Genomic DNA, 25451 nt, shown 5'->3' with positions numbered 1-25451 from the left:
AATTTAAACCCAATTTACTGACGGGAGACAAGGTCATGAACCTCAACAGATATAAGTTTCATCCCATAAGTCCCGATCGCTATGCTCAGGCCATAGATAAAATCCTTCATCACCTTTTGTGGAACATCTTGCCTGTCACTGTTATGTTGGTGCTGCTCGGTTGGGTTTCCCTGCAAGCGGGAAAAATGATAGATGCATCGAAAACATCAAGCAACGTTGCCGTTGGCTTGGCTGAGTGACAACTGCTGAGGCAGCTTTTCAGATAACAATTGAGACCCTCAATGTGGAACAATAATCAAAGGCTTAGTCATTAATGACTAAGCCTTTTTTGCGTCTCAGTCTCTTGCCTTTGTCTTCAGGCAAATGCATAATGCTAGACAGCTTCAATATTAAAAACTTAACTCGAGGGAAAGCTTAGGCTTCAGCGACGATATGGAAAGATCCCCCTGGATTTGTCACATCTGTGATTATAAGTCTGACGAGAGCGAGAGCAAGTCCTGTGACCTCTGCTATCGGGTGACCTGCTCCCTGCATTTGCGCCCGGCGTCTCTCCTTAACCCAAAGAATGGCCTTTATGAAACGGCCGGGGTCTGTATTTCCTGCGCGGCCGATAACGCTCGTAAAGAGCGGCACTAAGCTTGCTCCAAACAAAAAACAAAGGCGAGCCGTAAGGTTCGCCTTTGTTTATTTAAGCTTTTGCCTTGTTTTTGACTTTTTCAGAAGTTGTAAATCTCATGGAAAAGGCTAATATTTCTGAGTGCTTAAGCAAAAGGAATTGATCTTATGAGTTTTGTTGACGAAAAAATCCTCTTGTTCGACGGTGCCTGCGGCACCAACCTTCAGGAAATGACGATACCGGATACCGCATGGCAGGGATGTGAAGGTTGTAACGAACTGTTGAACATTACCTCACCGGAAACGATCGTTGCATTGCATGAATCGTTTCTGGATGTCGGGGCGAGGGTGATTGAAACCAACACATTCGGCGCAAGCTCCATTGTTCTGGCTGAGTATGACCTGGCAGACAGAACCGTCGAGATCAACCGTGCTGCGGTTGCCAATGCCCGCATAGCGATCGGTGAGCGAACTGGCTGCTACGTCGTTGGTTCTGTTGGGCCGACCACCAAGTTGCCGTCTCTGAGCCATATCTCTGTCGAGGACTTAGGGGCAACACTCGGCGAACAGATCAGAGCCCTGGTGGAAGCCGGGGTTGATGCGTTGGCCATTGAAACCTGTCAGGATCTGCTGCAGGTTAAGGTCGCCCTGGTGGCTTGCTTTGAAGTGCTTGAAGAGCTTGGTCGCGAGCTTCCGGTGCTGGTTTCGGTGACGATGGAACGGCAGGGGACCATGCTGGTTGGCAGTGATATTGCGGCGATCTGTGCGACCTTGGAGCCTTTCCCGATCTTCTCCCTCGGCCTTAATTGTGCCACCGGACCGAGTGACATGGCCTCGCACATCCGTTACTTAAGCCATAACTGGCCGCAGAGGATCTCCTGTATGCCTAACCAGGGGTTGCCGGAAGTCGTCGATGGCAAAACCCACTACCCGATGCAGCCTGAAGATTTTGTCCATCACATGAGACAGTTCATTGAGAAAGATGGGGTCAGTATTGTCGGTGGTTGTTGCGGTACCACTCCTGATCATATCCGCCAGCTTGCTGCAGCCTGTTCCGGATTGTCACCGGCGAAGCGGGAGGTGACGGTATGAAACCTTCAATCTCGAGCCTCTACCAGGCCATTGAAATAGCCCAGGAGATCCCGCCGCTACTGATCGGTGAACGCTCCAACCCGAACGGCTCAAAGAAGTTCCGCGAATGCCTGCTGGCCGATGATTTCGATGGCTGCCTGCGCATCGGTCTGGACCAGGAAGCCAAGGGCGCTCAGGTTCTTGATGTCTGCGCTGCTTATGTCGGCCGCGATGAACTTGCCGATCTGACCCACCTAGTCAAGCTGCACGCAGAGTCCTTGAAGATCCCGATCATGATCGATTCGACCAACTCCGATTGCATTGAAGCCTGCCTGAAAATCTATCCGGGGCGCTGTATTGTCAATTCGATCAACCTCGAAGATGGCGGCAAGACTCTTGATAAGGTTTGCCGACTGGCGAAGAAGTACGGCGCTGCAGTTGTTGCTTTGACCATCAACGAGCAGGGCATGGCGATGACGGCCGATGAAAAGGTCTCGACAGCCAGGCAGATTTACGAACGGGCTGTTGGCAAGCACGGTTTAAGGCCTCAAGATATTCTCTTTGATCCGCTCACCTTTACCATCGGGGCCGGCGACGAGAACCTGCTAGACGCAGCGATCCAGACTCTGAACGGCATCCGGCAGATCAAACAAGAGCTGCCGGGGGTCTATACGCTACTCGGTTTGAGCAACATCTCTTTCGGCCTACCGCCGGCAGCACGCAAAATCCTCAATTCGGTTTTCATGCACGAGGCGATAGAACAGGGACTCGATGCCGCGATCATCGATGCCGGAAAAATCCTGCCCTTGGCGCAGGTCAGCGAAGAAGATCGCGTCTTCTGTCGTGACTTGATTTACAACCGTGGTCAGGGTGAAGAGGTGTCGCCGCTGATGCGCTTCATCGAGCATTTCTCGGAGCGGGTTGAGGGTGACGATGAGGAGGATTCAGATGATCAACGCCCTGAAGAGGCCTTGCACCAGAAGATCGTGCGGGGAGACAAGGACGGTATCGAGGACATCCTCTCCGTCCTGCTCGATCGTTATCCGCCACTTGAAATCGTCAACCTGATCCTGGTTCCGGCCATGCGCTACGTCGGCGAGCTGTTCGGCAAGGGCGAGCTGCTACTGCCCTTCGTGCTGCAGTCGGCCGAGGCGATGAAGAAGAGCGTCGCCTGGCTGGAACCGCACATGGAGAAGCTTGACCAGGAAGAGGGGATCAAGATCCTATTGGCTACGGTGCAGGGTGATGTCCACGATATCGGCAAGAACCTGGTTGATATCCTTCTCTCCAATAACGGTTACAAGGTTTTCAATATTGGCATCAAGGTCCCGGCGGAAACGATTATCGCCAAAGCCCGTGAACTGAACGTTGATATGATCGGTCTGAGCGGCTTGCTGGTGAAGTCGGCGATCGTCATGCAGGAGAGTTTGCCGCAATATCGAGAGGCAGGCCTTGACGTGCCGATCCTGCTCGGTGGCGCAGCACTGACCAGTGATTTTGTGGCCACCTCCTGTGTGCCGAGTTACGATGCACCGGTGGTTTACTGCTCCGATGCTTTTGCTGGTCTTAAAGCTTTGAAGGATTTCGAGGCCGGTCAGTTAACGGCTACCGTCGCTGCGCCGAAGAATGGCAAGCCGCGCATGAAACCGGGTGTGAAAGACGTCAATATAGATCGAAGTCAGCCGGTGCCGGAACCACCTTTTTATGGCTTACGTCACGTCGTCGACATCGACCCGGCCAAGCTCTTTCCTTATGTCAACGAACAGGCTCTCTTCCGGGGTCGCTGGGGGTACCGGCGCACCTCCAGTTCCAGTGCCGAAGAGTACGCTGAGTTGACGCGAAGTAAAGTCGTTCCACTCTACGAAAGTCTCAAAGCGCGCTGCCTGGAAGAAGGCTTGTTGCACCCGAAGGCTGCTTATGGCTACTTCCGTTGCTACAGTGAAGGTGATAAGGTTCTCGTGGAAACCGGTGAGGATGTCATGGCGTTCGAGTTCCCGCGCCAGCAGTCGCCGCCGCATCTCTGTATTGCTGATTATTACCGCACCCGCGAAGAGGGAGGTGATGTGGCCGCATTCTTCGTGGTCACCATCGGTGATCGGATCGCGGAAGAGACCAAGCGTTTGTTTGAGGCTGATGCCTATCACGATTACCTCATGTTGCATGGCTTTAGCGTCGAGGTGACCGACGCCCTGGCGGAATACTGGCATGAAGAGATGCGCCGCGAACTCGGCATCAACAAGGCAAAGCCAGACGATATGACCGGCTACGTGACTCAAGGCTACCAGGGCTCGCGCTACGGCTTCGGTTATCCAGCCTGCCCAGATCTTGACGCACACGAGATGTTGTTCAAGATTCTCGAACCGGAGAAGATCGGTGTTACCTTGACCGAGACGATGGAGATGGTCCCCGAGGTCAGTACCTCGGCGATTATTGCTCACCATCCGCAGGCGAAGTATTTTGCGGTTTAGGGCTTGGATCTTTTGAGCTGAAAGCTTTTTACCACCGCTCGCTTTGCTCACTCGAGACACCGAGTACACGGAGAAAACCTTCAGGGGGGTTGGGTTTGCCCTGAGTCCTCTGGGCCTCTGTGGTAAAAGCTTTTAAAACTTAGAAGCTTAACTCTTTAGAGGGTTGTTTCGAATTATAACTTGATATGGGTTTTGTTAAAGGAGGATGACATGCGTTACATCTGCGCAAACTGTGGTTACACCTACGATCCCGACCAGGGCGATCCGATGAACGACATCCCGCCGGGAACGGCTTTTGCCGACCTGCCGGAGAACTGGGTCTGTCCTTTGTGTTATGCGACGATGGATAGCTTTGATCCGCTTGATTGATTGAAAAGGTTAAAGTCAAAAGCATAATAGAAGGCAGATAAAGCTTTAAATAAGCCCTTCCAGATACTTAACCAGATCAACCCGGATCGGCATGAAGTAGATGCTTGAGTCGGTGCTCTTGCAGAAGGCCAATGCTCGCTTAGCAAAGTTGCGGTTCCACTCCTGCGTCGGCTCAAAGTCAGGTGGGAAGATGGCGTTGTTGAGGTTGTCCCAGTAATCCTTGCTGCGCACGCTCATGACCGGGCTGATTCCCCAATAGGTTTCTACTCCAGATAGCAGGTCGTGGTAGATTTCCATCAAGCGCAAGTCGAAGAAGGGTTGAGTGAAAAAGCCCTCGGCTCCGGCGTCGAGCTTGCGTTTTACATAATCAAGTTCGGTCTTGATTCCTGACCGGTAGGGGTCGATGCCAGCATAGACTTTCAGCTCGGGCATCTGTGCTTTGAGCGCACGGATCAATTCGACGGACGTGGTTCGAAAGACCCGGCGCGACATGTCCTGCGGTTGGTCTCCGGCAATTACGAGAACACTGTCGATGCCATTTGCCCTGAATTTCTCCACCAGGGGAAACGGTTTGCTTAAGTCGAAATCGATGGCACGCAGGTGAGGGATGGTGTGCGCAAAAAACTCTTTGGCCTGGATGCAGGCATCCCAGCTTCTTAAGGGGAATTTCAGCAGATCAGGAATGTTGATGATATCGATGTTCGGGAAATTATTCTGCACCAACTGCATTTCCTGCTTTAACGTTTCGTGATCACGCGGTACCAGTTCTATGGATATTTTTTGCAAAGGGCTGTCCTCTTTAAATATTAGTTAGATATGAAATACGAGTATTATTGTAAACATGCTTTGTTAAATTACACAATAAAAGCTTACAGGCTTCCCTGAAGCGTCGAATTGTTTATAATAGTTTCCACAGTAAAAATATTACGAAAATTCTTTTGGGAGATCAATGATGTCCAGTTCTTTCGGTACTTTGTTTCGTGTTAGTACTTTTGGTGAGTCTCACGGCGTCGGCGTCGGCGCGATCGTTGATGGCTGCCCTGCTAGTCTTGAGCTGTGTGAAGCTGATATTCAGCCGCAACTTGATCGTCGGCGTCCCGGGCAGAGTGATCTCACCACACCCAGGGAAGAAGCTGACCAGGTGACCATTCTTTCCGGGGTGGAAAATGGCCAAACACTCGGAACCTCGATCGGTTTGCTGGTGCGTAATAAGGATCAGCGTCCTGGCGATTATGGTGAAATGGATGCTGTGCCTCGCCCTTCCCATGCAGACTTTACCTACCAGGCCAAGTATGGCACCCGCGCCAGTAGCGGGGGTGGCCGTTCAAGTGCCCGCGAGACGATTGGCCGTGTCGCCTCCGGAGCGATTGCCGAAAAGATCTTACGTGAAGAATATGGCATAGAGATCGTCGCCTGGGTTAGCGCCGTGGGAGAGGAGCAAGCCGGTGAGGTCGATCCTTTAACGATTAACCGCGAGCAGGTCGATCGCAACCTAATCCGTTGTCCCGATACCCCTGCCGCCGAACGAATGGAAAACAAGGTGCGGGAGATTCGTGATGCCAAGGATTCGATCGGCGGCGTGGTCAGCTGTGTCTGTCGCAACGTTCCCGCTGGCTGGGGAGAGCCGGTCTTTGACAAACTGGATGCTATGCTCGCTCACGCCATGCTGTCGCTTCCTGCCACCAAAGGTTTTGAGGTCGGTTCCGGTTTTGCCGGCACTTGCCTGCGCGGCTCGCAGCACAACGATCCTTTTGTAAAGAAGGGAAATCGCTTAGGCACCGTAACCAATAACGCCGGTGGTATGTTGGGCGGAATCTCCAGCGGTGAGCCAGTGCTTTTTCGGGTGGCTTTCAAACCGGTCGCAACGATCGGAGTGTCCCAGCAAACAGTTGATTTTGATGGCAATCCGGTAACATTGGAAGCCAAGGGTCGACATGACCCCTGCGTTGTGCCACGTGCCGTGCCGATTGTCGAATCGATGGCGGCCCTGGTTCTTCTGGACCTAGGTATGAGGCAAAAAATGAGAACCGCGTAGCACTGGCGTTCACTCAAACCAAAATTGTTTTTGTTGTTTGTGAAAAAAGGTTGTTTTTTTAGGCAGTTTGCCGGGCTGAGCCAAATAATGTGAGATTTCAAAAAGGTTTCCAATCTAAATTGTAGTCACTTTTTAGTCACGGCCCAAATTTATCTTAGCCCCTTGAGTGGCGTTTTAAAATCCCTCCCAATGGGCAACTCCTTGAGCCTCTCAGATTGGTGGCCACTTTTCCCAGCCTGGCTCAAGCTCTTTAATACACAAAACAATGGCCACCAGGGTTTGATCCTTGGTGGCCTTTCCTGTTGAACCTCAGATGTGCTTTTGTGCTATAGTGGATGTACCTCAATAGGAAAAGAGGTCTCAAAGGAAAAGGAGGAAGATTTTATGCCAGTCTCTGATCCGCCTGACCGCTTAGGGAAAACCACATCAAACTGAAAAACAGAAATATTTGGATTGCTGAGGTCTCGTGATCCATCAAAGGTTCCCTCGACGGGAACTCTTGCAGAAAGAAAGTAAACATAAAACGCCCCAGGAAACTCTGGGGCGTTTTTCTATATGTCAGGGTTCGCAAAAAAATCACTTCGTGGCAATTTAACCCGTTGATTCAAGACAAGAGGATCTACAAGACAAGGAGCGGTGTCGGGAAGGCCGCTCCTTGTGAGCACTGGTCGGGAGGCCTGGGTTCAACCCAGCGACACCCTGCACTCTACTCCTTAGTCGTGAGATCCAGAAGTTCCGCCCAGGCTGATGCTGCCAGAGCCTCGGTCAGGGTCTCAATAATTGCCGACTGTGCGTGAACTGCATCTATAATCGCTCTCACCGGCTGAAGTCTCTCTGATAAGGTCGTATCCAGATTAATTGCCTTCATGTTCCAGCCCAGAAATAACCTTTGTAAGTCTCCGATTTGGATTCCAAGAGTGATTATCTTTTCATGACGGGGGTCCTTCAGAATAGTTGTAAAAAGCCTGTCAATATTCTCTTCCGGGCCTTCTATGATCTGAAAAAACACCCCTCCTTTTGCCATCAAGACCCCGGTTATGTCATTTTCCGCATTTTTCTTTGCTGCCTGCCTTGCCAGTTCCTCAATTTCGTCGTCAGACATATCCTGTACAAAACTGCTTATATAATTAATCCGCTTAAGCATTTGTTTCTCCTTAGGGTAGGTATTAACGAATCAACCTCAGCCAGACCGACTCGATCCGGTTCCGTGTTGCGAAGTAAGTGCCTGATACATTTGAGATTCTTACGAGAATAACTTTCTGTTTGTGCAGCCATGGTGCAATGGCATAAAGAATATTGTAGAGTAAAAACCTCATAGACACTCTTGAGGTTATTTAAACACCCCCAATTGGAAAAGCAAGGGCAAGGGTTTAAATTCAGGTGAAGCTGTCCCCTCCATTAACAGCTCAGAAGCTGACGCTCCTTAAAGGCCCTGCCTCGGAATCAACACCCCTCAACGAAACTTACCAACGGCACATTCCTGAACACTCAAATTGTCACTTTGAAGGAAACTCCGGCCCGGAATGGAACCAACGGGCAAAAATGAAGAGCGCCCCTGGGAAGGGCGCTCCTTGTAACTATTTTCGAAGTGAGGAGAATCAAAATCAGCGACTACTTTACGTTATTCACAAATTTCACGACTTCTGAGCCGAAAGCGGGCGTGTTTTTGAGAGACATTTAAGGCGACAAAATGATGACCATCTGGCTCTACTTCGAGTAGCCATTTTCTATTTTTCAGGTAAGCTGAAACTCATGGCTCTGTGTAATGCTTTTGTAAGGGTTGGATAAAATGATTGAAGTTTTGGGAAAAATTGTATGCTTTGTGACAGTTTCAGTAAGTTTTATTTACGGAACACTCCTTGGCCTTTTTAGTGGTGAAAAGTTTTATTACAAAAGAAAATATAAAATAGATAGCCAAATACTGAGAGGATCTTATCCTCTGTGTCTTGCAATGTTTTGCTTTGGTTTTGTGATATTATACAGTCACTTTTTTGAAGATCATGTCACGATTTTTATAACCGCACTTGCTAGTGCTTTAGTTCTCTCACAAATTGTAGTTTTTCATTCAGTGACCAGATCAAGAAACAGAGAAATGTAGGTTTAACCTTGAAAAAAAACAGGGCTCCCCAGGTATGGTCGGGCCCTTCTTGTTTCTCATAAGTCACGACTGACAGAAAAGCCTTATCGCTACTGCAGTCATTTAGTCTTAATCCCTTCGCAACTCGTATTCAGATGACCTAAGGCTTTTTAGACTGCCCCTCCAAAAGCAAGCCGATAGACTTTCTCTCTCTTTGAACCGTCTGGAACTAACACAAGAGAGCTTTGTCCTCACACGAATTAATGAAACCCATCCGTATTTTTTTGAAGCAGGTTTTTTGCTCCTGAAGGGGTAGGCTCAAGCAAACTAAAGCTTGACAATATTGGGGGCAAAAGAATGATTTCTTGAGCTGTCGATTGTAAAATTCATCGCATATGTTTCCATGTAAACTGGCGTGAGCAAGTTAACGGGAGGCAATATATGGGAGTTTTCAGGCTCAGAAAGTTGATTCCGGTTCGGTATGCTGACGGCCACGTTGACAAGATCCCTTCACCGTTGCTCAATACCCTGATTGAGACCCATAAAACCATTGAGTTTAAACGTAAAGAGGGTTGGGTCGTCGTCGGCAGTGATTCTATCCGTGGCATGGACCACGGTCAACTCCGCGGAAAAGAAAGGCGTTGGAGTTGAAGGATTAGAGCCTGTTGGTCAGGTAACATCTTTGACTTGTGGAGAGACCCCTCTCTGCATATTGTAGAGATAAAGAGAGTCTTGTTGTCGCGTCGTAAATAGTCGTCTTGTTTAAAGCGGCCAATTGGGTTTTTCAATAGGAATGAAGCAAATCCATATGTAAGTCGTCTGGTCCTTACACTTATTAAATAGACAAGTTTCAAGGTCTGCATTTTTATCTGTCATAACTCACCATGAGGTGAAGACTATGGGTCCTGATGAAAAAAGGGTTGCAGAGCGCGTCCATGTTGAAATTCCACTTCACATCGGTCAGGAGGAGTTGGTCACTCGCGATGTCAGCCGGGCAGGTATTTATTTCTTGTCTGAGGGTCTCTTTGCTAAGGGGAAGATACTGCAATTTTCACTGTCTTTCGATTACACCTTACCGGGAGCGCCAATCCGGTTGAGTTGTCTGGGGGAGGTTGTGCGTGTTGAACCGCATAACAGGAAATACGGGATTGCTGCAAAGATAAAGGACCTTAAGTTTATCAATTAGTAAGAGCATCATCATAAGTCCCTTGGGTCTCTTGCACCATGGCTTGTAGTCCTCTTCCTTGCTCTTCTTGTTGAACTTCTTGATATGGGCAATGACATTATGAACTTGGCCCGCTGGCGTTGGGGCGCAAGCTTTAAAAATATCTTCAATACCCTTTTCTGGTCTACAGTGCTGTTACTTTACTCCCGTTTCTGTCCTTCTGTTCGCAGTCCCTGGCTGTCTCCTCAACGAAGCAAAAAAAACACATCTATTTTGTCTTTGGCTGGTTCGGTGGGTTCTTCCAGGCGGAGATGTCTTTGGACCATGACAAGAGAAGTCCCTTGATCCACAATGAACATGGCGGTATTGTAACGATTCATTATATTTATTGTTATGTTATCGGTGTGCAGACACCGCATCATTTCGCGAGGCTCTACTTCCCATGTCATCTCAAGTAAGTTCTGGCCAGACCCTGCACGAGGTCTTCGGCTACAGTGAATTCCGGCCCCAGCAGGGCGAGATTGTCGAAGCTCTGATCGCCGGTCAGGATGCTTTTGTCCTGATGCCGACCGGTGGCGGCAAGTCACTCTGCTACCAGATTCCTGCCCTGCATCGCGATGGCGTCGCCATTGTCGTCTCTCCCCTGATTTCTTTGATGAAAGACCAGGTTGACGCCCTGGTTGCCAACGGTGTGCGTGCCGCCTTTTACAACTCTTCACTCAAGGCGGAAGAGTCGCGCCAGGTGCTGGCTCAGCTGCACGCCGGAGAGCTTGATCTGCTTTACGTGGCACCGGAGCGCCTTCTCAGTGACGGTTTCCTCGATCGGCTCAGAAGTATGACAGTCGCTCTCTTTGCCATTGATGAAGCCCACTGTGTCTCCCAGTGGGGGCACGATTTCCGGCCTGAATATGTTCAGCTGGGTCAATTGCGCAAACACTTCCCCGAAGTGCCGATGATCGGTCTGACCGCGACGGCTGATCCGCAAACCCGCAAGGATGTCTTGCAGCGACTGGGCCTAGTGCATGCGCAGTGTTTTATCAGCGGTTTTGATCGGCCGAATATCCGTTACACGGTGGTCGAAAAGAAGAAACCTTTTGATCAGCTGTTAGAGTTTCTTGCAGACCATCAGCAGGAAGCCGGCATTATCTATGCTCTCTCGCGCAAACGGGTTGAAGAGGTGGCCGAGCGTCTGGCGGCGACCGGTCTCCAGGCGCGTGCCTATCATGCCGGTCTGGGTGACAAGGAGCGCAAGAAAGTCCAGGAGATGTTCTTGCGTGATGATATCCAGATTGTCGTGGCGACGGTCGCTTTCGGCATGGGAATCGACAAGCCGAATGTGCGCTTTGTCGTGCATTATGACCTGCCGAAAAATATCGAAAGCTATTACCAGGAAACCGGCCGCTCCGGGCGTGACAGCCTGCCCGCAGAGGCCTTGCTACTGTTTGGTTATGGCGATATCGCCATTAGTCGCGGCTTGATTGAGAAGAGCAACAACACGGAGCAGAAACGTATCGAACTGCATAAGTTGCAGGCGATGGTCGGCTTCGGTGAAGCCCAGACCTGCCGGCGCAAGGTGCTACTCGGTTATTTTGGTGAGCGGCTTGCAGAGGATTGCGGAAACTGTGATGTTTGCCTTAACCCACCGGAAACCTACGACGCCACGGTCGATGCACAGAAAGCGCTCTCCTGTGTCTTCCGGGTCGGCCAGAGGTTCGGTGTCGGTCACGTGGTCGATGTGTTGCGAGGAGCCCAGACCCAGAGGGTTCTTGATCTGGGGCACGAGAAACTCTCTACCTACGGTATAGGTGCGGAGAAAGTCGCTGATGCCTGGAGCAGCCTGATTCGTCAACTGATTCACCGCGGTTACCTGGTGCAGGATGTAGCCAGTTACTCTGTGTTGAAATTAACCGAAGCGGCACGACCGTTACTGCGCGGCGAAGAACAGTTAGTCCTGGCCAAACCGCGCATTCGGGTCAAGACTCTGCAGAAGAAAGGGCGAGCGCAGGTCGGTGACTTTGATTACGATGATGAGCTCTTCGACGTCTTGCGAATTCGTCGCAAACGTCTGGCCGATGAAGCTGGCGTGCCGCCCTATGTGATCTTTGGTGACGCGACCCTTGCCGAGATGGCGACTAAAATGCCGACCGATGAAGCTGCCTTGCTGGAGATCAATGGAGTCGGCAAGCATAAGTTGAAACGCTTCGGTAATGAATTCATTGACGAGATTATCGGTTATATGTGCCGTTAATTTTCAGGCGTTTTGATAAGCAGGCTTGATTAAAAAAGGCGATGCCGCACGGCATCGCCTTTTTTGTACGAAAATCATCTTTACTTAGTGAGGCAGGTGCTGGATGGACCGGCGAATCCAGGCCAGACGATTCTTCTTAGGCACTGCAAAATCAAGCTTGATGGGCTGCCTTTCGCGAGCAGTCGATTCTGTCCGGGCTTCTTCTGGAATCCAGTCAGAAGCCTGATGAGCCATGTCATCATAGGTGGTTTCGCGGAGACTCTGGAAAAGGGCTTTTGCAGCTTTGGTCATCATTAGTGGTAGGATAGTCATGGTTTTGCCTCATTCTTTAAAGTTCACAGAATTCGAAGGTTCACGAAGACTGTGGGTAGGTTGTGATGTAATGGTAAGACCACTTGTTGTTCTCGTCAATAGGGTGTTTTTTGTAAAATACTGTTTTTAAAAGAGAAAGAGCCTCGGAAGTCCAGAAAGGTAAAGGGTTTTGGGTGTGAGGTTTTTTCTAAAAAAAATGTAAAAAAATCCCCTTTGTTGGTTTTTGAGACACTGTCTTCAGTGTATTCGCTAGTTTTTGCATGAAAAACTTGCTTTAGGTCTATGCATTGAAGTAACTCTTGGTTTATTGAATTTCAGTTTAGTAGGAGTTGATTTGTAAAGACTTGTGTAAAAAATTAAGGCGTTGCAAAGTCACCAATCTTAAATAAGGGGAGGTTTGAAAATGTGGTGTTTCGGAAAGCTTCTGGTTTGTTCTGTTATGGTTTGCCTCTTCCCTCTGTTGGGAGTGGCTGCTGCCGAACTTGAAATTCCATCAGTGAAGGTTCAAACAGCTCCTGAGGTTGATGGCGCTGGCCAGGATGCTGTATGGGCAATGGTGAAGCCGGTAACAGTTAAAGATTCCGCCTCGGGAACAAATATTTTGATTCGTTCTGTTTATACTGAAGACCAGGTTTTTTTTCTGGTGCAATTCCCCGATTCAGCAGAGAATTTTTTGCACAAGCCCTGGGTTTGGAACGCTGTCGAGAAAAAATATGAATCAGGTTTACATCGTGAGGATACCTTCGTATTCAAGTGGAATATGATGGATCATGATGTAAATTTGTCCAATTTTTCTGATGACGATTATCGAGCAGATATCTGGTATTGGAAAGCGAATCGAACCAATCCTGCCGGTTATGCTGACGATAAGTCCCAGGTTCTAGCATCACAGCCCATCAAGAAATCGACTGAATTAACCAGCACGAGTGGCAAAGCACGCCATCTGGGTCGTTACAGCGATGCCGGCAAGGCTGCCTACAAAGAACTTAAAACGCTCACCGAGTACCAAGGTGACCTGGTGGATCGTTATCCAGCCTCCACGCCTGAAGGAAGCCGGGCTGATGTGCATGCCAAGGGTACCTGGAAGGGTGGTTTTCGTACGGTTGAATATGCCCGTGCTTTGAATACTGGTCATGACGATGACTTGCAGTTTGAGCCAGCCTCGGGCAAAGATTACCTGTTCGGTGTTTCGATTTTCAGTCTCTACGGCAGGCCTCATGTTGAGAACAGCCCTAACTTCTATGGCCGTGGCAGAATTTCAGAGCCTTTGCGTTTGAAGTTTCAGTAACAGGAATTGTTGCATTGGGAAAGGGCCGGGGCAGTAATGCTTCGGCCCCTTTTTTGTTGGGCCCCCACACTTTATAGCAAAGCTTCCCCTCCTAGTCCCGGTCTGCCCTTAATTCAAGTGTTGCGCTCCCGGATGGTGCTTTAGCTTTTGTCCGCACGAAACAGCAAACAAAAAGCCACCCGAAAGTAGAGTTTATATTGATGGAACACTTCTAAAGCAATGGCAACTTTCGTTGACACTCATAACCGGGACGCCTAAAATGAGATCTTTTGCAAACAATGAGGTTCTCCTTGAAACAGAAGACCATCTACAGCTGTCAGCAGTGCGGGTTACAAAGCCCCAAGTGGCTCGGTAAATGCCCCGATTGCGGCCAATGGAACTCCCTGGTTGAAGAGACTGTGACCGTCGCCAAAAAGGGCGGCAAGATCGTTCCTCTGCGCTCAGAAAGCAACCCGGTACGTCTTGCCGAGGTCTCTTCGACTGACGAAGATCGTTTGCATTGCGGCATTGCTGAATTTGACCGCGTCCTCGGTGGCGGTGTTGTGCCCGGCTCATTCACCCTGATCGGTGGCGACCCCGGTATCGGCAAGTCAACCTTGCTGCTGCAGGCGGCCGGACGCTGGACCAAGGCAGGCCCTGTTCTTTACGTGACCGCAGAAGAGTCGACCCGCCAGGTCAAGCTACGTGCGGGGCGTCTTGGCGTGGTGGCGGAAGACCTCTACCTGCTTGCAGAGACTTCACTGGAAGGCGTGCTTGAACGGGTCAGAGAGCTTAAACCGGCTTTTCTGGTGGTCGATTCGATCCAGACGGTTTTTACGGCGGCCCTGGAATCGGCTCCGGGCAGCGTCAGTCAGGTCCGCGAGTGCGCTGCTCGGCTGATGCATCTGGCCAAAGGGGAAGATATCCCGACCTTCATTGTTGGACATGTGACCAAAGACGGTTCGATTGCAGGACCGCGTATGCTCGAACATATGGTCGATACGGTGCTTTATTTCGAAGGTGATGCCGGACACCCTTACCGGATCCTGCGTGCGGTGAAAAACCGCTTTGGCTCAACCAACGAGATCGGTGTTTTTGAAATGAAGGACGCCGGCTTGAGCGAGGTGCCGAATCCTTCGGAGCTGTTCCTGGCGGAACGCCCGGAAGATGCCGCCGGAAGTGTCGTTGTTTCTGCCATTGAAGGGACACGGCCGATCCTGGTGGAGTTGCAGGCGCTGGTCTCTGGTACTGCCCAAGGTAATCCACGGCGTACGACGATGGGCATAGATTCCAACCGGGTGTCGCTGTTGGTGGCGGTGCTGGAAAAGAAGGTTGGTTACTCTCTGTTGGCTCAGGATATTTTTGTTAATGTTGCCGGAGGGGTGCGACTTGCCGAGCCTGCTGTCGATCTTGGTGTGGTTGCTGCCCTGGCTTCGAGCCATCTTAATCGGCCGATTGATGAGCGCACCGTGTTGTTTGGCGAAGTTGGCTTGACCGGGGAGGTGCGTGCCGTCTCCCGTCCGGAGATGCGGGTGAATGAAGCGGCCCGGCTCGGTTTCAACTGTTGTCTGCTGCCGGCAGGCAACCTGAAAAACCTCGAGAAGCCAAAAGGAATCAAATTGATCGGGGTACGCAGTGCCGCTGAGGCAATGGAATATCTGTTTAACTAACGTAGCGCTTAGCGCTACAAAAGCGAGGAACGAGCGATGAGTGAGTTGACTCATTTCGATAGCGAAGGCAAGGCCATCATGGTGGACGTGGGTGAAAAAGAGAACACCCGCAGGGTCGCTGTTGCCCGTGGTGAAGTAAGGATGCAGCCGGAAACCCTGGCGCGTATTCTTGAGAACAAGGTAGAGAAGGGTGACGTCTTGGCTGTGGCCCGCCTGGCGGGTATTATGGCGGCCAAGAAAACTTCTGAGTTGATTCCTCTTTGTCATCCTCTGCTGATTAACAGCGTGACTGTTGAGTTTACTCCAGATCGGGACAATGCAAGTGTCGGCATCGAAGCAACGGTCAAGGTGAATGGTCAGACAGGTGTGGAGATGGAAGCCTTGACGGCTGTTTCGGCCGCAGCCTTGACGATTTATGATATGTGCAAGGCCGTTGATAAAGCTATGACGATTGATCATGTGCGTTTGGCGGAAAAAAAAGGTGGTCGCAGCGGTCACTTTGTTAATTCCGGGGAGTCGGCCAAGTGAATCCGACCCGGACCTTTATAATTCGCCGAACCTTTGTTTTTCCGATGGCGTTGGTGATTGTTTTAACAGCCGTTTTGCTGGTCATCTGCCTCGTTCAGGGTCAGGCGATTGCCAAGGTGGTTATTCTGGCTGGCCTGATCATGCCCCTGGTGGTGATTTTTGTAGAAACTGCGTTCCGTCGTGTGGTCGTTGATCAGGAGGGTGTGACCGCCTTTCGGCCTTTTCGGCAGCGACGGGTGTTGTTTTCCGACGTGACTGAACTGGATACGGTTCGGGTTCGCAGTCGGGTGTTCATGACGCTGATGGCAGGCCCTGACGTTTTTTTGATTATTTCCAACTCCTACCAGGACTTTTCCGCTTTGCTAGAGGGTCTGATTGCTGCTGTTCCCGAAGGCTGCGTGACCGAAGCAACTCGACAGTTGGCGAAGCAACCGCCTCTCAGGCATGCTGATGTTTTTACGGTTTGGTTTGCCGTTGTTGCTCTGGTCTATGTTCTGATTGCTCAGTTCAGATGATGGGTGGGCATTTAAGTTGACTTGTTGATCAAATTCATTTAATTTGTGCCCGTTCAGTCAAGGAGTTTTTTATGAATAAAAAGAAGTTGGAGGAGTTCCAAGAGCTCCTTCAGGAACAGATGGATCAGTTGTTACACGATGCCGGTAAGACGGTTTCAGAGATGACTGACGAAAAGACCAACTTCCCTGATCCTACTGATCGTGCATCGTTGGAGTCTGATCGCAATTTCGAGCTGCGAATCCGTGATCGCGAGCGCCGCTTGATAGGCAAAATCCGCGAGGCGCTCGATCGTATTGAGGCCGGAGACTTTGGCGAATGTGAAGATTGCGGCGACCAGATCGGTGAAGCGCGCCTGAAGGCACGACCGGTCACTACCTTGTGCATCGAGTGCAAGACTGAGCAGGAGCGCCAGGAAAAAATCGGCTGATCCAACCAGTCTTCACCGGCAGACAGGAGGTGGTCATGCCGGTCGATCAATCGGGACCACTCAACGACACAGAGGCCTCGCAACAGTACCCCTCTGTTATAGACTTTTCTTCAATTCTCCCTCGCTTATCTCTCAAGGCCGGGCTGACATCTTTTATGTCTGTCGGCCTTTTTCTTGTTTTGCTCAGTCGTTTTAGTCTCCCGCTGGTTCATGCCCTGGTAGAAATCTCCAGTATTATATTGTTGGTAGCAGTCTTCCTGATCGGGTGGAATACCCGGCAACTGGTGCGCAGGCAGTTCTTTCTGATCTTAGGGGTCGGATTGTTTGTTACAGGGTTGGTTGATCTCCTGCTGCTGTTAGCCTCACTAAGCGTGCCGATTGCCTCTGCTCTCAGCCCCGATATGGCTACTCAATTGTGGTTGATCAGCAGAACTCTGGGTGCTTTTGCTTTCCTCTGCGCGATCTTCAGCCTGGGGCGTAGAGATTATTTTACCGACAAGGAATGGCTGTTTGGCTTCCTGCTAGGCGGCATTGGTTGCCTGGCGCTGGTGTGGCCGATTGAAATCTTCCCGAGCTGTATTGTAGAAGGGCAAGGCTTCTCTCGCTTCAAGGAGAATTTTGAATATGCCATCATCGGCTTATTCTGTCTTTCGGCTTTTTTGCTTGTGTTCCGTAGTCGATACCTGACTCAACATCTTACTGTTTTGTTCTCACTCGCGATCTTCATGACGACCCTGTCGGAGTTGATAGTCATTCTTGATGCGGGTGTCTATGGCCGCTTACATTTACTCGGTCACTATTGCAAACTGGGCAGTGCTGTACTTGTTTATTACGTCATGGTTGAAGGAACACTCCGCTCTCCTTTTGCGAGTCTTTTCAAAGATGTCGAGCAGTCTTATGAAGAGTTGAATCAGGAACTGCAGCGACGTGTGATTGCTGAAAAGAAGCAGGAAGTCGCTCATCAGGAAGCGTCGTTGCTCTACCGCATGTCCAGGGCCATGCACAGTACACTCAACCTGGACGAATTGGCCCATCTTACACTTTCAGCGGCAACGGGCGTCGAAGCCGGTGGTTTTGAAAGGGCAACGCTTTTTACGGTCAACAAGCGCACCGGCATGCTGCAAGGGATGCTGGGGGTTTCACTAGATATGGCTTCTTTGGTCCTGCCGGCAGGAGAGGATCACCTGGCGTGGGATCAGCTGCATCTGGACGAGGAGTCTCGTGAAGCGCAACGAAGAGATAAATTTAACCAAAAAGTGGTCAAACAACGTCTTCATCTTGAGGCTGAAGATAATGCCCTGGCCAAGGCTTTTCTTTCTGAAGAAGTCGTTCTGGTGGCCGACCCTGACGGAGAACCAGCTGGCGGTCGCCAGCTATCAGAAGCCCTTGAGCTGGGTCCCTACGCCTGTGCCCCGTTAGCCGGACGTGACCAGATCATCGGCGTCCTGCTTGTTGATAACCCTTTTAGCCTGCAGGAAATCCCGCCGACGCGGAAGCGTTTTCTGGAACTTTTTGCCAGCCAGGCGGGGTCGGCTCTGGGTAATGCCAGCCTGGTAAAGCGGCTGGAGATGGCTCACGCTAATCTGCAGGATATCCAGGAACAGCTGATCCATGGTGAAAAAATGGCCGTTCTTGGCGAAATGGCCGCACAAGTCGCTCATGAACTGCGAAACCCACTGGTTTCCATCGGCGGTTTTGCTCAGCGCCTCACCAAACAAGAGCTGCAAGAGCCGAAAGCTAACGAATACGCAGCGATCATAGCGCGCGAGGTCAAGCGTATGGAGGAGATGCTCGGCAACATTCTCTCTTTCAGTAAAAAGCAGCTGGTTTGTTTTGAAGAGTGCAACCTGAAGAATGTTCTACAAGAGATCTTTGATCTCGAATATGACCATTGTCATCGTCAAGGAATCAAGTTCGATTTTGCCCTGGCCCATAAACTTCCCGTGATCCTTGGTGACTATCGTCAATTACGGCAGGTCTTTCTGAACTTGACAATCAACGCCCGTCAGGTGATGAACGAGGGTGGTGTTCTAACTGTTAGTGCGAGGACCGGTTCTTTACGTGGTGAAAAGGCTGTGGTGGTCGAAGTCAGGGATACCGGGGGAGGAATCAAGCCTGAAGTGATGCGCAATATCTTCAATCCGTTTTTTTCGACATTTGCCAAGGGAACCGGGCTGGGGCTTTCAATCTCTCACCGGATTATTGAGCATCATCACGGTCAGATTGAGGTCGTCAACAGCGAAAAAGGTGCGCGTTTTATTGTTTCATTGCCGGTGGTGCCGCCGGCCGGGGCTTCGCCTGGTTCTGCCGAGAAAGAAAAAGCGGGCTGAACTCGGATATTTTGCAATCGTCAATTAAGCCATCCCGAAGCCCCAAACAAGGGCCACCACCACAAACACCGCAGGCAGCAGATTTCCCACAGGCAAACGCTTGATGCCCATCAGGTCGATAGCGATGGCGACAATCAGTAAACCACCGACAGCATTCATTTCGGTAATAACCGGTTCGGTCAGAATGGTTTCAGCAAGCTCTGCGACCAGGGTAATGCCGCCCTGATAGAGCAAGAGTGGGATTACGGAAAAGATGACCCCGATGCCGAGAGTGGAAGTCAGGGCGATGGAGGCTACACCGTCGAGAGCTGCTTTCGCATAGAGGATTGTCGGTGGCCCACCCAAACCGTCCTGCAGTGCACCCATGATTGCCATGGCTCCGACGCAATAAAGCAGGCTCGCGGTCACAAAGCCTTCTGCGATCTTGCCCATTCCTGAGAAACGTTTCTGCAGGCGCTCACCGAATTCTTCCAGCCGTTTTTCTATGCCTATCATCTCGCCGATCAGACCACCAAAGATCAGCCCGCCGATAACGATCATGAGTTGCTTGCTTTGCAGGGCTAGTTGCAGGCCGATCAGCAGCACCGCCAGACCCAGCCCGATCATCAGGGTTTGACGCATCCTGGTTGAGAGGTAGCGACCAGCCAGCCGGCCGATCAGGCAGCCGGCAATCACTGCGCCTATGTTGACAAAAGTCCCCTGCAAAAGCATGTGGATTCCTTAAAACTCGGATGTTGAACAGGCGTCGAAATTTAACATGGATAATTGTCAATACTCAAGGTTGATCCTTTGGGCCGCTGTGTTTGTGTGACTTTGTGAAAAATGCTACCGGAAGTCCGTTCCAGGTTCGGTCCTGATGTGAAACTGGCGGATGGCTGAGGAAAGTGAGAACCGGCAAGTCTTTTAAGGGGATGGATGATCGGCTGTTTTGAGTGGAAATGAAAAAGCCCCAACCGGGGTGGCTGGGGTTTGATGATGTGTGGATTATATTATGCTGTTACTTTAAGGTGTTAGGCGTCCATCGTTTGAATGTGTGCTTTCAATTTCTTGTCACTCACGACAATGTGTTCTTTCAGCCAGTCGCACAGAAAGTTAAGCACTTCAACGACATTGATTTCGTGATTCTTTGCATAGGCCCTTTTGAACTCAATCACTTTCGTGGTCATCGCAAGATGCTCCTGACAATGTTCATCAAGGGCCGGATACTTTGTATCTCGCATGATTTCTTCTTCAGTTGTAAAATGAAATTGGATGTAATCCACCAGCTTTTCAAGGATGTGCGGTACGACTGTGTAGCCTTTTTGGTTCATCATCGCATCTGACAGCTCATTAATGATACCCACCAGGTTGCGGTGTTGAGTATCAATCTCAGTAAGACCAATCTCATAACTTTTCTTCCAGAGAAATAGCGGCATAAAAGACCCTCTCATTAATGTCCGAAAACGGCAAATAACCGAAATAGTTATATATGAACATCCTATAGTGGCTTTTATCCTATGTCAAAGCAAAGGGCCCCCGCTCCCGAAGCGTTTGTAGTGAAGAGGGTCAGTGTTTAAGAATTCTTCTTGAAGGTGTTCAGCGAAACAACCTGATCACACACAAACGTGCTGACATTTAAAAAACTGCTAAGCTTATAAACATAACCCTCTTGTATTTTCTGTATTTAACATCAAAGGTTATGGGAGGCAGACAATGAGGCAACGAAGCCCACTGATCATTCTCACGTTGGTCATCATATTCTCAGGAGCATATAGCGCCATGGCTATCGAAGAGGCCCCATACGAAGTCGTTAAAGTCGAAGGCGATTTTGAAGTTCGCGATTATGCTCCCCATCTCCTCGCCGAGACTTTTGTTGAAGGAGACTTTGAAGACGCTGGGAGTCGCGCTTTCAAGCGACTGTTTCGTTACATTTCCGGGGACAATCAGTCGCAAACAAAAATCTCCATGACTGCGCCGGTTTCTCAGCAGTCAGGTGAGAAGATTGATATGACTGCTCCGGTTGGGCAACAGAAGTCTGGAGATCAATGGGTGGTCAGTTTTATGATGCCCGCATCCTACGACATGGGAACCCTCCCTGTTCCTGACAATCCTCTGGTGACGCTGCGGCAAGTTCCTACAAGACGCATGGCAACAATTCAATACTCTGGTTTCTGGAGTGAAAAGAACTATCAGAAGAACAAGTTAAAGTTGGATCTCTGGATTCAAAAAGAAGGCCTGATGATTCGTGGAGAGCCTATCTGGGCACGATACAATGCACCGTTTGTCCCTTGGTTTATGCGTAGGAATGAAATTCTTGTTCCGGTCTCTAAATAAGAGGTGTTTGTCAAATTGCAGGGTAAGAACTCACAGTTTCGCACCGGAGAGGCCCAGTAAAGAAAACCCGCCCCAGGAAGGGCGCTCTCATAGAGCTAATGGTCGGCATGACTGGGTTCGAACCAGAGCCCCTGCACCCGAATCCTTTGAAACAACAGGAGGCTGATATGATGCCGAAGTGGAAAGAGTGTTTTTTTGTCAAAAGATGACTGGAATTCACCAACGTCCAGATGTGCAACCACCGAAGCTTTGAGAGCCTGAAAAGACTAGTGGTGGTGCTCTTCGTCTCCTCCCTTGACCAAGCCGGGGAAGCGCTCTGTCGCATACTTGCCATGGCAGGAAACACAGGCGGTGTTCATTTTGAAAAAGTAGAAATTGACCACATCCGCATTCTTCATCTCTGCGGCATGGGCCAGCATCCCCGCTGATTTGTGAAAGTCCATGTCCATCTCGATGAACTGCTGCGGCAGCACCCGGTGCAATTCCTCTTTCTGCGCATCGGTCAGTTTCTGCTTGAGAATAAAGCTCGCCTTGATCTTCTGGCCGACGGACGAAACCTTGTCCCATTCTCCGGCCGAAATTGCCGGAACCATCTCCATCATCCCCTGTTGGATCAAGCCCATTTCCTGGTTGAGCAGGGCAAGCAGTCCGGGGGAAAGTTGAACAGTTCGAGAGGTCTGGGCTTTCATCGGGTGGGCTTGTTCGGTATCCGGTTTCGCGTGCTGTTCATGATGCTCATGACTGGCAGCTACAACAAACTGGGGGAGACAGAAGAGGATGGCAACGATGATCAAGGACGTTCGTTTTTGCAACGGCATGACTTGACTCCTGTAAGTTGAAAAAAGGGTTTGGGGACGTTTCAAAAGTATAACAGGAATGATGAATTCAACGAGGGAGGGGGAACATAATACGTATTCTCGTCATTAATACCGGCATTATGTCCCCCGATTCCACCATCAATCTCCAAGAGCAGTGGTGTGTTGTTTGTGCCGATATGTCATAATCAAACTGAGGCCATTTGCCAGGTTGATGTCGATTGTTTTGATATTTATCTGTAGCTTCGCTGTTTACCCTTAAAGATATGGTCTAATTGTAGCTCCCGAGGAGAACACTTATGGAAATAAAATGGACCCCTGCTCTCAAGATTGGTCATGACGTAATTGACAGTCAACACGTAGAACTATTTAGCCTTTTTGATGAATTCGTGGAGGGTTGTGCGAAGGGCCGGGGCAAGGTCTCTGTCGTTGAGTTGTATCAAAGTCTTAAAGAGTACGTAGAGAAACATTTCCGTGATGAAGAGGCTCTGATGGCAAATTCGGGCTATCCCGGGCTTGAAAAACAGAAGCGCGAGCATCAAAAATTCCAGAGACAAGTTTCGGAACTAGGCACTACAATCTCCAGACAGGGCGTAACTTTGATCGAGTTGGTTCAGATGAATAAACTTCTGGTTAATTGGTTGGTAAACCACGTTCAAGATGTTGATCAGAAGTTTGGTGAGTATCTACGGGAAACTGGCGGTGGAGAATAGTTTTTGGCTTGCGAGGGAACAAGCCTGAGTTACGGCACAGTGGCGCACCTGCTTAAATCATCATTTAATGGCCTGGCACGCAAGTTCTCGAGGCCTTTAGCCTCCCAGGGAGGCCCATGAACACCTCTGAAAGAACACCCGCCCCGGACTACACGAAAGCTACATTCCTATGGCTCCTAAGTCATTAATATTAGTGAAACAGTTAAGCATTGTTTGCTGTGATTAATTTGTCTTGATTAATCCTGTAGGGTATGTATAATTCCACAAGTCTTGGGTAAAGTAACCAATAGAGGGGGGCATTTTGACTAGGTTGATTAAGGTTGAAATGAATGATGGCGTCTTGTGTCGAATGGCACCAAAAGCTTTGGATATGTTTCTTGCTCGAGATGAAGTCTCTCGATTCAGACGTTCTGATGGTTGGGTTGTGGTCGGAGTAGACCCGTTGAGAGACCCCAAGAAGAGACTTGCTTTTGATGGTGCTGAGCGTAGGGTGGCCGCCTGAGTTGATCTCCCATCTAAATCTAGAGTGTTTTATAGTCGTTGCCTGGAAAGGTTGCGGCTTTTTTGATTTTTGATACACCTCAAAAAAACCCCACAAGAACGCCCCAGAGAAGTCCCGGAACTAAATCCCGCCCCGGAACACCACGTCTACATTTCTGAGACATCAAATTGTCACTTAAGTGATGTGATTCGCACCGGAGGACAAAAGCAAGAGCGACATAGTTAGAAGGGCGCTCCTTGTAAATACTCCTCGGGATTACACGCTTTGAGCTTGCGACCCCCTGCTCCCGAAGCACAAGCGTTCACTTTGATCACTGTGCGTCCAGGCTGCGGAACATCCTGAGTTGTTTCTGAAAGCCCTCAGCGGATGTTGCGTATAACTTACTTTCTGATGGCATGTTTCTTCCGGGCGGATCTAACATATGCCCAAAAAAAGCCCCACTTTCCAGGAGGGGGAGAGTGGGGCAACGGGTTCTATGGGTTTTTAGGAGGTAAAAATGAAGAACTGATGTTCTGTTGGTTGATATATTACCTTTTTGGTCATGTATGTCAAGAAGAAAAATTATTGCTGCACCGCTTTTGGTGTTTTTTGGGTTCCGAACGTGAATGCTCTGATTTGCTGGGATTTTGGAAAGCTGACTCTCTGGTCCGGTCCTGTTCTGGTCCTGGGGTGAAAATTTGGGGTGGGGGGGGCCGGTTTGTGGAAATGAAGAAGCCCCAACCGAGGTGGCTGGAGCTTGGTCGTGAGTGACCAGGATATCCTTAGGTCATACGAAAATGAGTTGCGAGAGGCTTTGTATGAAGCTGTTGTCGAGCGCGGATTCCTTCCCTAAATGTTGTGACATACAAGGAAAGCCAACGGTTTAGTTTGAGTGCTTTCGTTGCAAAGAGATAAGATTCATTTCAGTTTTAATTTCTTGTAAATAGTTGCTATCCCTTAACAATCTTAGCCAAACCACTTCTTATCAAATGGAAAGTCTTCGATCGATGCCATTCTTTGATGTAGTGTTGCCTCCCGTTCTTAGTGGATCTCGACCAACAACAGCCCAACCATCAGAACGTTTGAAACGAGCAACTCTACCCAGAGAAAGAAGAGCATCAAGGGCGGATAAGCACACGTGATACTCTTTGCCATTTCTTAACTGCACCTCAATGCTTTGTGATGGCTTCAACCCGTAGAAGTAGCTATATTGTGCGAAGAAGAGGACTGCTGTTGTCGCAGCCATATAATAGAGAAGGTCTTCAGGCCGAACAGATTGGACAAAAATCCCACCAAGCATTTGCATATTTTCCATAGAGAGATTGGTAACTAAAACTTGCCAATAGCTGACGCCCATTTTAGAACTAAAAAACGCTAACCCAGCCAAAACGTTACAAAGCATCCCGCCAGCAATCGTTAAAAGCAGTGCCCCCAGAAGATGAAATCGATGTGGCTTTTGCCGTAGCGGGAAATGTGCAACTCCGATAGCCACCCCTAATAGGATCACAATACCTACTGTAAAAATGCCAGTTGTCAAAGTAAAAGCGACCCAAATAGTTGCCGTTAAAAGGGTCGCTACAAATCGTGCAGTATAAAGTTTTAAAAATTGAGCCAAGGAGTCAGGCTGAACAAAATTCTTTGAATGTTTAATGAGTAGCCAACGGTCGAGAAAGGATGTTTTCAATAAAACGTTTGAAAACTTCATCGTGCCACCTGATGTTCTGCTACTTTAAAAGCAACCCCTAGACATAATTAACGTCAGTATAGTTTAACTATGCACGAAAAAAATCATTCTTCAAGTATTAGAATTACGTAACATACGGTTTTCTGTTGCTTTGTTAGAGATGTTTCATGGAGAAGTGAGAGCTCAATAGTACAATTCTATTTTGTCTCAAAATGTTCATTATTACCTTTTTATTATGTTGATACATGATGTTTGGATAGATTCGGCGAAAGATGAATCAAGGTTTAAATTTATCCTGACTTAAGAAAAAGCCCCACAACTCAAGAGGTAGAGACTGTGGGGCAAAC

26 protein-coding genes are annotated in these 25451 nt (G+C 49.5%); 19 read left to right on the top strand and 7 right to left on the bottom strand.

Annotated features, from left to right (window positions below; all coding sequences use genetic code 11):
- Positions 1-35: 35 nt before the first annotated feature.
- The 5 genes from P9J64_13045 to P9J64_13025 all read left to right on the top strand — a co-directional run bounded on the left by P9J64_13045 (position 36) and on the right by P9J64_13025 (position 4523).
- Positions 36-239 carry a hypothetical protein gene (locus P9J64_13045; GenBank protein MDG5469248.1) on the top strand — a complete coding sequence of 68 codons (204 nt, stop codon included), beginning with the start codon at positions 36-38 and terminating at the stop codon, positions 237-239.
- Positions 240-432: 193 nt separating this feature from the next.
- A complete protein-coding gene (locus tag P9J64_13040; GenBank protein MDG5469247.1) occupies positions 433-636 on the top strand; it encodes a hypothetical protein in 204 nt (67 codons plus the stop codon).
- 147 nt (positions 637-783) lie between these two features.
- On the top strand, positions 784-1707 hold the full coding sequence (locus P9J64_13035; protein MDG5469246.1) for a homocysteine S-methyltransferase family protein: 924 nt from the start codon (positions 784-786) through the stop codon (positions 1705-1707).
- Entirely contained in the window at positions 1704-4154 is a 2451-nt protein-coding gene (locus P9J64_13030) for a dihydropteroate synthase (GenBank protein ID MDG5469245.1), read from the top strand. The genes P9J64_13035 and P9J64_13030 overlap by 4 nt, the downstream gene beginning before the upstream one ends.
- A 210-nt stretch (positions 4155-4364) precedes the next feature.
- A complete protein-coding gene (locus P9J64_13025) occupies positions 4365-4523 on the top strand; it encodes a rubredoxin (GenBank protein ID MDG5469244.1) in 159 nt (52 codons plus the stop codon).
- A 45-nt stretch (positions 4524-4568) separates the two neighbouring features.
- Here P9J64_13025 and P9J64_13020 read toward each other — a convergent pair whose 3' ends face one another.
- Entirely contained in the window at positions 4569-5309 is a 741-nt protein-coding gene (locus tag P9J64_13020) for a methylenetetrahydrofolate reductase (protein MDG5469243.1), read from the bottom strand.
- A gap of 166 nt (positions 5310-5475) precedes the next feature.
- Between P9J64_13020 and aroC the strand changes: the two genes are divergently transcribed.
- Complete coding sequence (aroC, locus tag P9J64_13015; protein ID MDG5469242.1) at positions 5476-6558, top strand: chorismate synthase; 1083 nt, start codon at positions 5476-5478, stop codon at positions 6556-6558.
- A 706-nt stretch (positions 6559-7264) separates the two neighbouring features.
- On the opposite strand, the gene P9J64_13010 is transcribed toward aroC, so the two are convergent.
- Positions 7265-7702 carry a BLUF domain-containing protein gene (locus P9J64_13010; GenBank protein ID MDG5469241.1) on the bottom strand — a complete coding sequence of 146 codons (438 nt, stop codon included), beginning with the start codon at positions 7700-7702 and terminating at the stop codon, positions 7265-7267.
- A gap of 645 nt (positions 7703-8347) precedes the next feature.
- On the opposite strand from P9J64_13010, the gene P9J64_13005 reads away from it, so the two are divergent.
- The 4 genes from P9J64_13005 (at position 8348) to recQ (ending at position 12048) form a co-directional block, all read left to right on the top strand.
- Complete coding sequence (locus P9J64_13005) at positions 8348-8656, top strand: hypothetical protein (protein MDG5469240.1); 309 nt, start codon at positions 8348-8350, stop codon at positions 8654-8656.
- A 420-nt stretch (positions 8657-9076) separates the two neighbouring features.
- On the top strand, positions 9077-9286 hold the full coding sequence (locus tag P9J64_13000; protein ID MDG5469239.1) for a hypothetical protein: 210 nt from the start codon (positions 9077-9079) through the stop codon (positions 9284-9286).
- A 247-nt stretch (positions 9287-9533) separates the two neighbouring features.
- On the top strand, positions 9534-9821 hold the full coding sequence (locus tag P9J64_12995; GenBank protein ID MDG5469238.1) for a PilZ domain-containing protein: 288 nt from the start codon (positions 9534-9536) through the stop codon (positions 9819-9821).
- Positions 9822-10242: 421 nt separating this feature from the next.
- The gene (recQ, locus tag P9J64_12990; GenBank protein MDG5469237.1) at positions 10243-12048 is read left to right on the top strand and encodes a DNA helicase RecQ; all 1806 of its coding nucleotides are present in this window, start codon (positions 10243-10245) and stop codon (positions 12046-12048) included.
- Between the two features lie 84 nt (positions 12049-12132).
- Here the strand turns inward: recQ and P9J64_12985 are convergent, their stop codons facing one another.
- Positions 12133-12360, bottom strand: coding sequence for a hypothetical protein (locus P9J64_12985; protein MDG5469236.1), 228 nt, complete (start codon positions 12358-12360; stop codon positions 12133-12135).
- A 403-nt stretch (positions 12361-12763) separates the two neighbouring features.
- Here P9J64_12985 and P9J64_12980 point away from each other — a divergent pair, with 403 nt between their 5' ends.
- The 6 genes from P9J64_12980 to P9J64_12955 all read left to right on the top strand — a co-directional run bounded on the left by P9J64_12980 (position 12764) and on the right by P9J64_12955 (position 19098).
- Complete coding sequence (locus tag P9J64_12980; protein MDG5469235.1) at positions 12764-13648, top strand: ethylbenzene dehydrogenase-related protein; 885 nt, start codon at positions 12764-12766, stop codon at positions 13646-13648.
- 290 nt (positions 13649-13938) lie between these two features.
- Positions 13939-15297 carry a DNA repair protein RadA gene (radA, locus tag P9J64_12975; protein MDG5469234.1) on the top strand — a complete coding sequence of 453 codons (1359 nt, stop codon included), beginning with the start codon at positions 13939-13941 and terminating at the stop codon, positions 15295-15297.
- A gap of 36 nt (positions 15298-15333) precedes the next feature.
- Entirely contained in the window at positions 15334-15825 is a 492-nt protein-coding gene (moaC, locus tag P9J64_12970) for a cyclic pyranopterin monophosphate synthase MoaC (GenBank protein ID MDG5469233.1), read from the top strand.
- Positions 15822-16340 (top strand): hypothetical protein, encoded by a 519-nt coding sequence (locus P9J64_12965; GenBank protein ID MDG5469232.1) that lies wholly within the window; start codon positions 15822-15824, stop codon positions 16338-16340. The genes moaC and P9J64_12965 overlap by 4 nt, the downstream gene beginning before the upstream one ends.
- A 71-nt stretch (positions 16341-16411) precedes the next feature.
- Complete coding sequence (gene dksA, locus P9J64_12960) at positions 16412-16768, top strand: RNA polymerase-binding protein DksA (GenBank protein MDG5469231.1); 357 nt, start codon at positions 16412-16414, stop codon at positions 16766-16768.
- Between the two features lie 35 nt (positions 16769-16803).
- Positions 16804-19098 carry an MASE3 domain-containing protein gene (locus P9J64_12955; GenBank protein ID MDG5469230.1) on the top strand — a complete coding sequence of 765 codons (2295 nt, stop codon included), beginning with the start codon at positions 16804-16806 and terminating at the stop codon, positions 19096-19098.
- A 24-nt stretch (positions 19099-19122) separates the two neighbouring features.
- Here P9J64_12955 and P9J64_12950 read toward each other — a convergent pair whose 3' ends face one another.
- Together P9J64_12950 and P9J64_12945 are read right to left on the bottom strand one after the other, a co-directional pair.
- Positions 19123-19809 carry a DUF554 domain-containing protein gene (locus P9J64_12950; protein ID MDG5469229.1) on the bottom strand — a complete coding sequence of 229 codons (687 nt, stop codon included), beginning with the start codon at positions 19807-19809 and terminating at the stop codon, positions 19123-19125.
- Between the two features lie 299 nt (positions 19810-20108).
- Entirely contained in the window at positions 20109-20513 is a 405-nt protein-coding gene (locus P9J64_12945) for a bacteriohemerythrin (protein ID MDG5469228.1), read from the bottom strand.
- A 277-nt stretch (positions 20514-20790) separates the two neighbouring features.
- Between P9J64_12945 and P9J64_12940 the strand changes: the two genes are divergently transcribed.
- Entirely contained in the window at positions 20791-21411 is a 621-nt protein-coding gene (locus P9J64_12940) for a heme-binding protein (protein MDG5469227.1), read from the top strand.
- 266 nt (positions 21412-21677) lie between these two features.
- Here the strand turns inward: P9J64_12940 and P9J64_12935 are convergent, their stop codons facing one another.
- Positions 21678-22229, bottom strand: coding sequence for a hypothetical protein (locus P9J64_12935; protein MDG5469226.1), 552 nt, complete (start codon positions 22227-22229; stop codon positions 21678-21680).
- Positions 22230-22525: 296 nt separating this feature from the next.
- Here P9J64_12935 and P9J64_12930 point away from each other — a divergent pair, with 296 nt between their 5' ends.
- Together P9J64_12930 and P9J64_12925 are read left to right on the top strand one after the other, a co-directional pair.
- Positions 22526-22939: a hemerythrin family protein gene (locus P9J64_12930; GenBank protein MDG5469225.1), complete on the top strand. Its 414-nt coding sequence runs from the start codon at positions 22526-22528 to the stop codon at positions 22937-22939.
- 301 nt (positions 22940-23240) lie between these two features.
- A complete protein-coding gene (locus P9J64_12925; protein ID MDG5469224.1) occupies positions 23241-23441 on the top strand; it encodes a hypothetical protein in 201 nt (66 codons plus the stop codon).
- A gap of 964 nt (positions 23442-24405) precedes the next feature.
- Here P9J64_12925 and P9J64_12920 read toward each other — a convergent pair.
- Positions 24406-25125: a hypothetical protein gene (locus P9J64_12920; GenBank protein ID MDG5469223.1), complete on the bottom strand. Its 720-nt coding sequence runs from the start codon at positions 25123-25125 to the stop codon at positions 24406-24408.
- Positions 25126-25451 lie beyond the last annotated feature (326 nt).

Source organism: Deltaproteobacteria bacterium IMCC39524, from assembly GCA_029667085.1.
GTDB lineage: Bacteria > Desulfobacterota > Desulfuromonadia > Desulfuromonadales > BM103 > M0040.
The sequence above is the reverse complement of the archived record's forward strand: the minus strand, read 5'-3'. Positions and strand labels throughout refer to the sequence as shown.

Excerpts from the sequence above, each read along its gene's own strand:
- P9J64_13045 (MDG5469248.1), top strand. The coding sequence starts at position 36 with ATGAACCTCAACAGATATAAGTTTCATCCCATAAGTCCCGATCGCTAT.
- P9J64_13040 (MDG5469247.1), top strand. The coding sequence starts at position 433 with ATGGAAAGATCCCCCTGGATTTGTCACATCTGTGATTATAAGTCTGAC.
- P9J64_13035 (MDG5469246.1), top strand. The coding sequence starts at position 784 with ATGAGTTTTGTTGACGAAAAAATCCTCTTGTTCGACGGTGCCTGCGGC.
- P9J64_13030 (MDG5469245.1), top strand. The coding sequence starts at position 1,704 with ATGAAACCTTCAATCTCGAGCCTCTACCAGGCCATTGAAATAGCCCAG.
- P9J64_13025 (MDG5469244.1), top strand. The coding sequence starts at position 4,365 with ATGCGTTACATCTGCGCAAACTGTGGTTACACCTACGATCCCGACCAG.
- aroC (MDG5469242.1), top strand. The coding sequence starts at position 5,476 with ATGTCCAGTTCTTTCGGTACTTTGTTTCGTGTTAGTACTTTTGGTGAG.
- P9J64_13010 (MDG5469241.1), bottom strand. The coding sequence starts at position 7,702 with ATGCTTAAGCGGATTAATTATATAAGCAGTTTTGTACAGGATATGTCT.
- P9J64_13005 (MDG5469240.1), top strand. The coding sequence starts at position 8,348 with ATGATTGAAGTTTTGGGAAAAATTGTATGCTTTGTGACAGTTTCAGTA.
- P9J64_13000 (MDG5469239.1), top strand. The coding sequence starts at position 9,077 with ATGGGAGTTTTCAGGCTCAGAAAGTTGATTCCGGTTCGGTATGCTGAC.
- P9J64_12995 (MDG5469238.1), top strand. The coding sequence starts at position 9,534 with ATGGGTCCTGATGAAAAAAGGGTTGCAGAGCGCGTCCATGTTGAAATT.
- recQ (MDG5469237.1), top strand. The coding sequence starts at position 10,243 with ATGTCATCTCAAGTAAGTTCTGGCCAGACCCTGCACGAGGTCTTCGGC.
- P9J64_12985 (MDG5469236.1), bottom strand. The coding sequence starts at position 12,360 with ATGACTATCCTACCACTAATGATGACCAAAGCTGCAAAAGCCCTTTTC.
- P9J64_12980 (MDG5469235.1), top strand. The coding sequence starts at position 12,764 with ATGTGGTGTTTCGGAAAGCTTCTGGTTTGTTCTGTTATGGTTTGCCTC.
- moaC (MDG5469233.1), top strand. The coding sequence starts at position 15,334 with ATGAGTGAGTTGACTCATTTCGATAGCGAAGGCAAGGCCATCATGGTG.
- dksA (MDG5469231.1), top strand. The coding sequence starts at position 16,412 with ATGAATAAAAAGAAGTTGGAGGAGTTCCAAGAGCTCCTTCAGGAACAG.
- P9J64_12955 (MDG5469230.1), top strand. The coding sequence starts at position 16,804 with ATGCCGGTCGATCAATCGGGACCACTCAACGACACAGAGGCCTCGCAA.
- P9J64_12950 (MDG5469229.1), bottom strand. The coding sequence starts at position 19,809 with ATGCTTTTGCAGGGGACTTTTGTCAACATAGGCGCAGTGATTGCCGGC.
- P9J64_12945 (MDG5469228.1), bottom strand. The coding sequence starts at position 20,513 with ATGCCGCTATTTCTCTGGAAGAAAAGTTATGAGATTGGTCTTACTGAG.
- P9J64_12940 (MDG5469227.1), top strand. The coding sequence starts at position 20,791 with ATGAGGCAACGAAGCCCACTGATCATTCTCACGTTGGTCATCATATTC.
- P9J64_12935 (MDG5469226.1), bottom strand. The coding sequence starts at position 22,229 with ATGCCGTTGCAAAAACGAACGTCCTTGATCATCGTTGCCATCCTCTTC.
- P9J64_12930 (MDG5469225.1), top strand. The coding sequence starts at position 22,526 with ATGGAAATAAAATGGACCCCTGCTCTCAAGATTGGTCATGACGTAATT.
- P9J64_12920 (MDG5469223.1), bottom strand. The coding sequence starts at position 25,125 with ATGAAGTTTTCAAACGTTTTATTGAAAACATCCTTTCTCGACCGTTGG.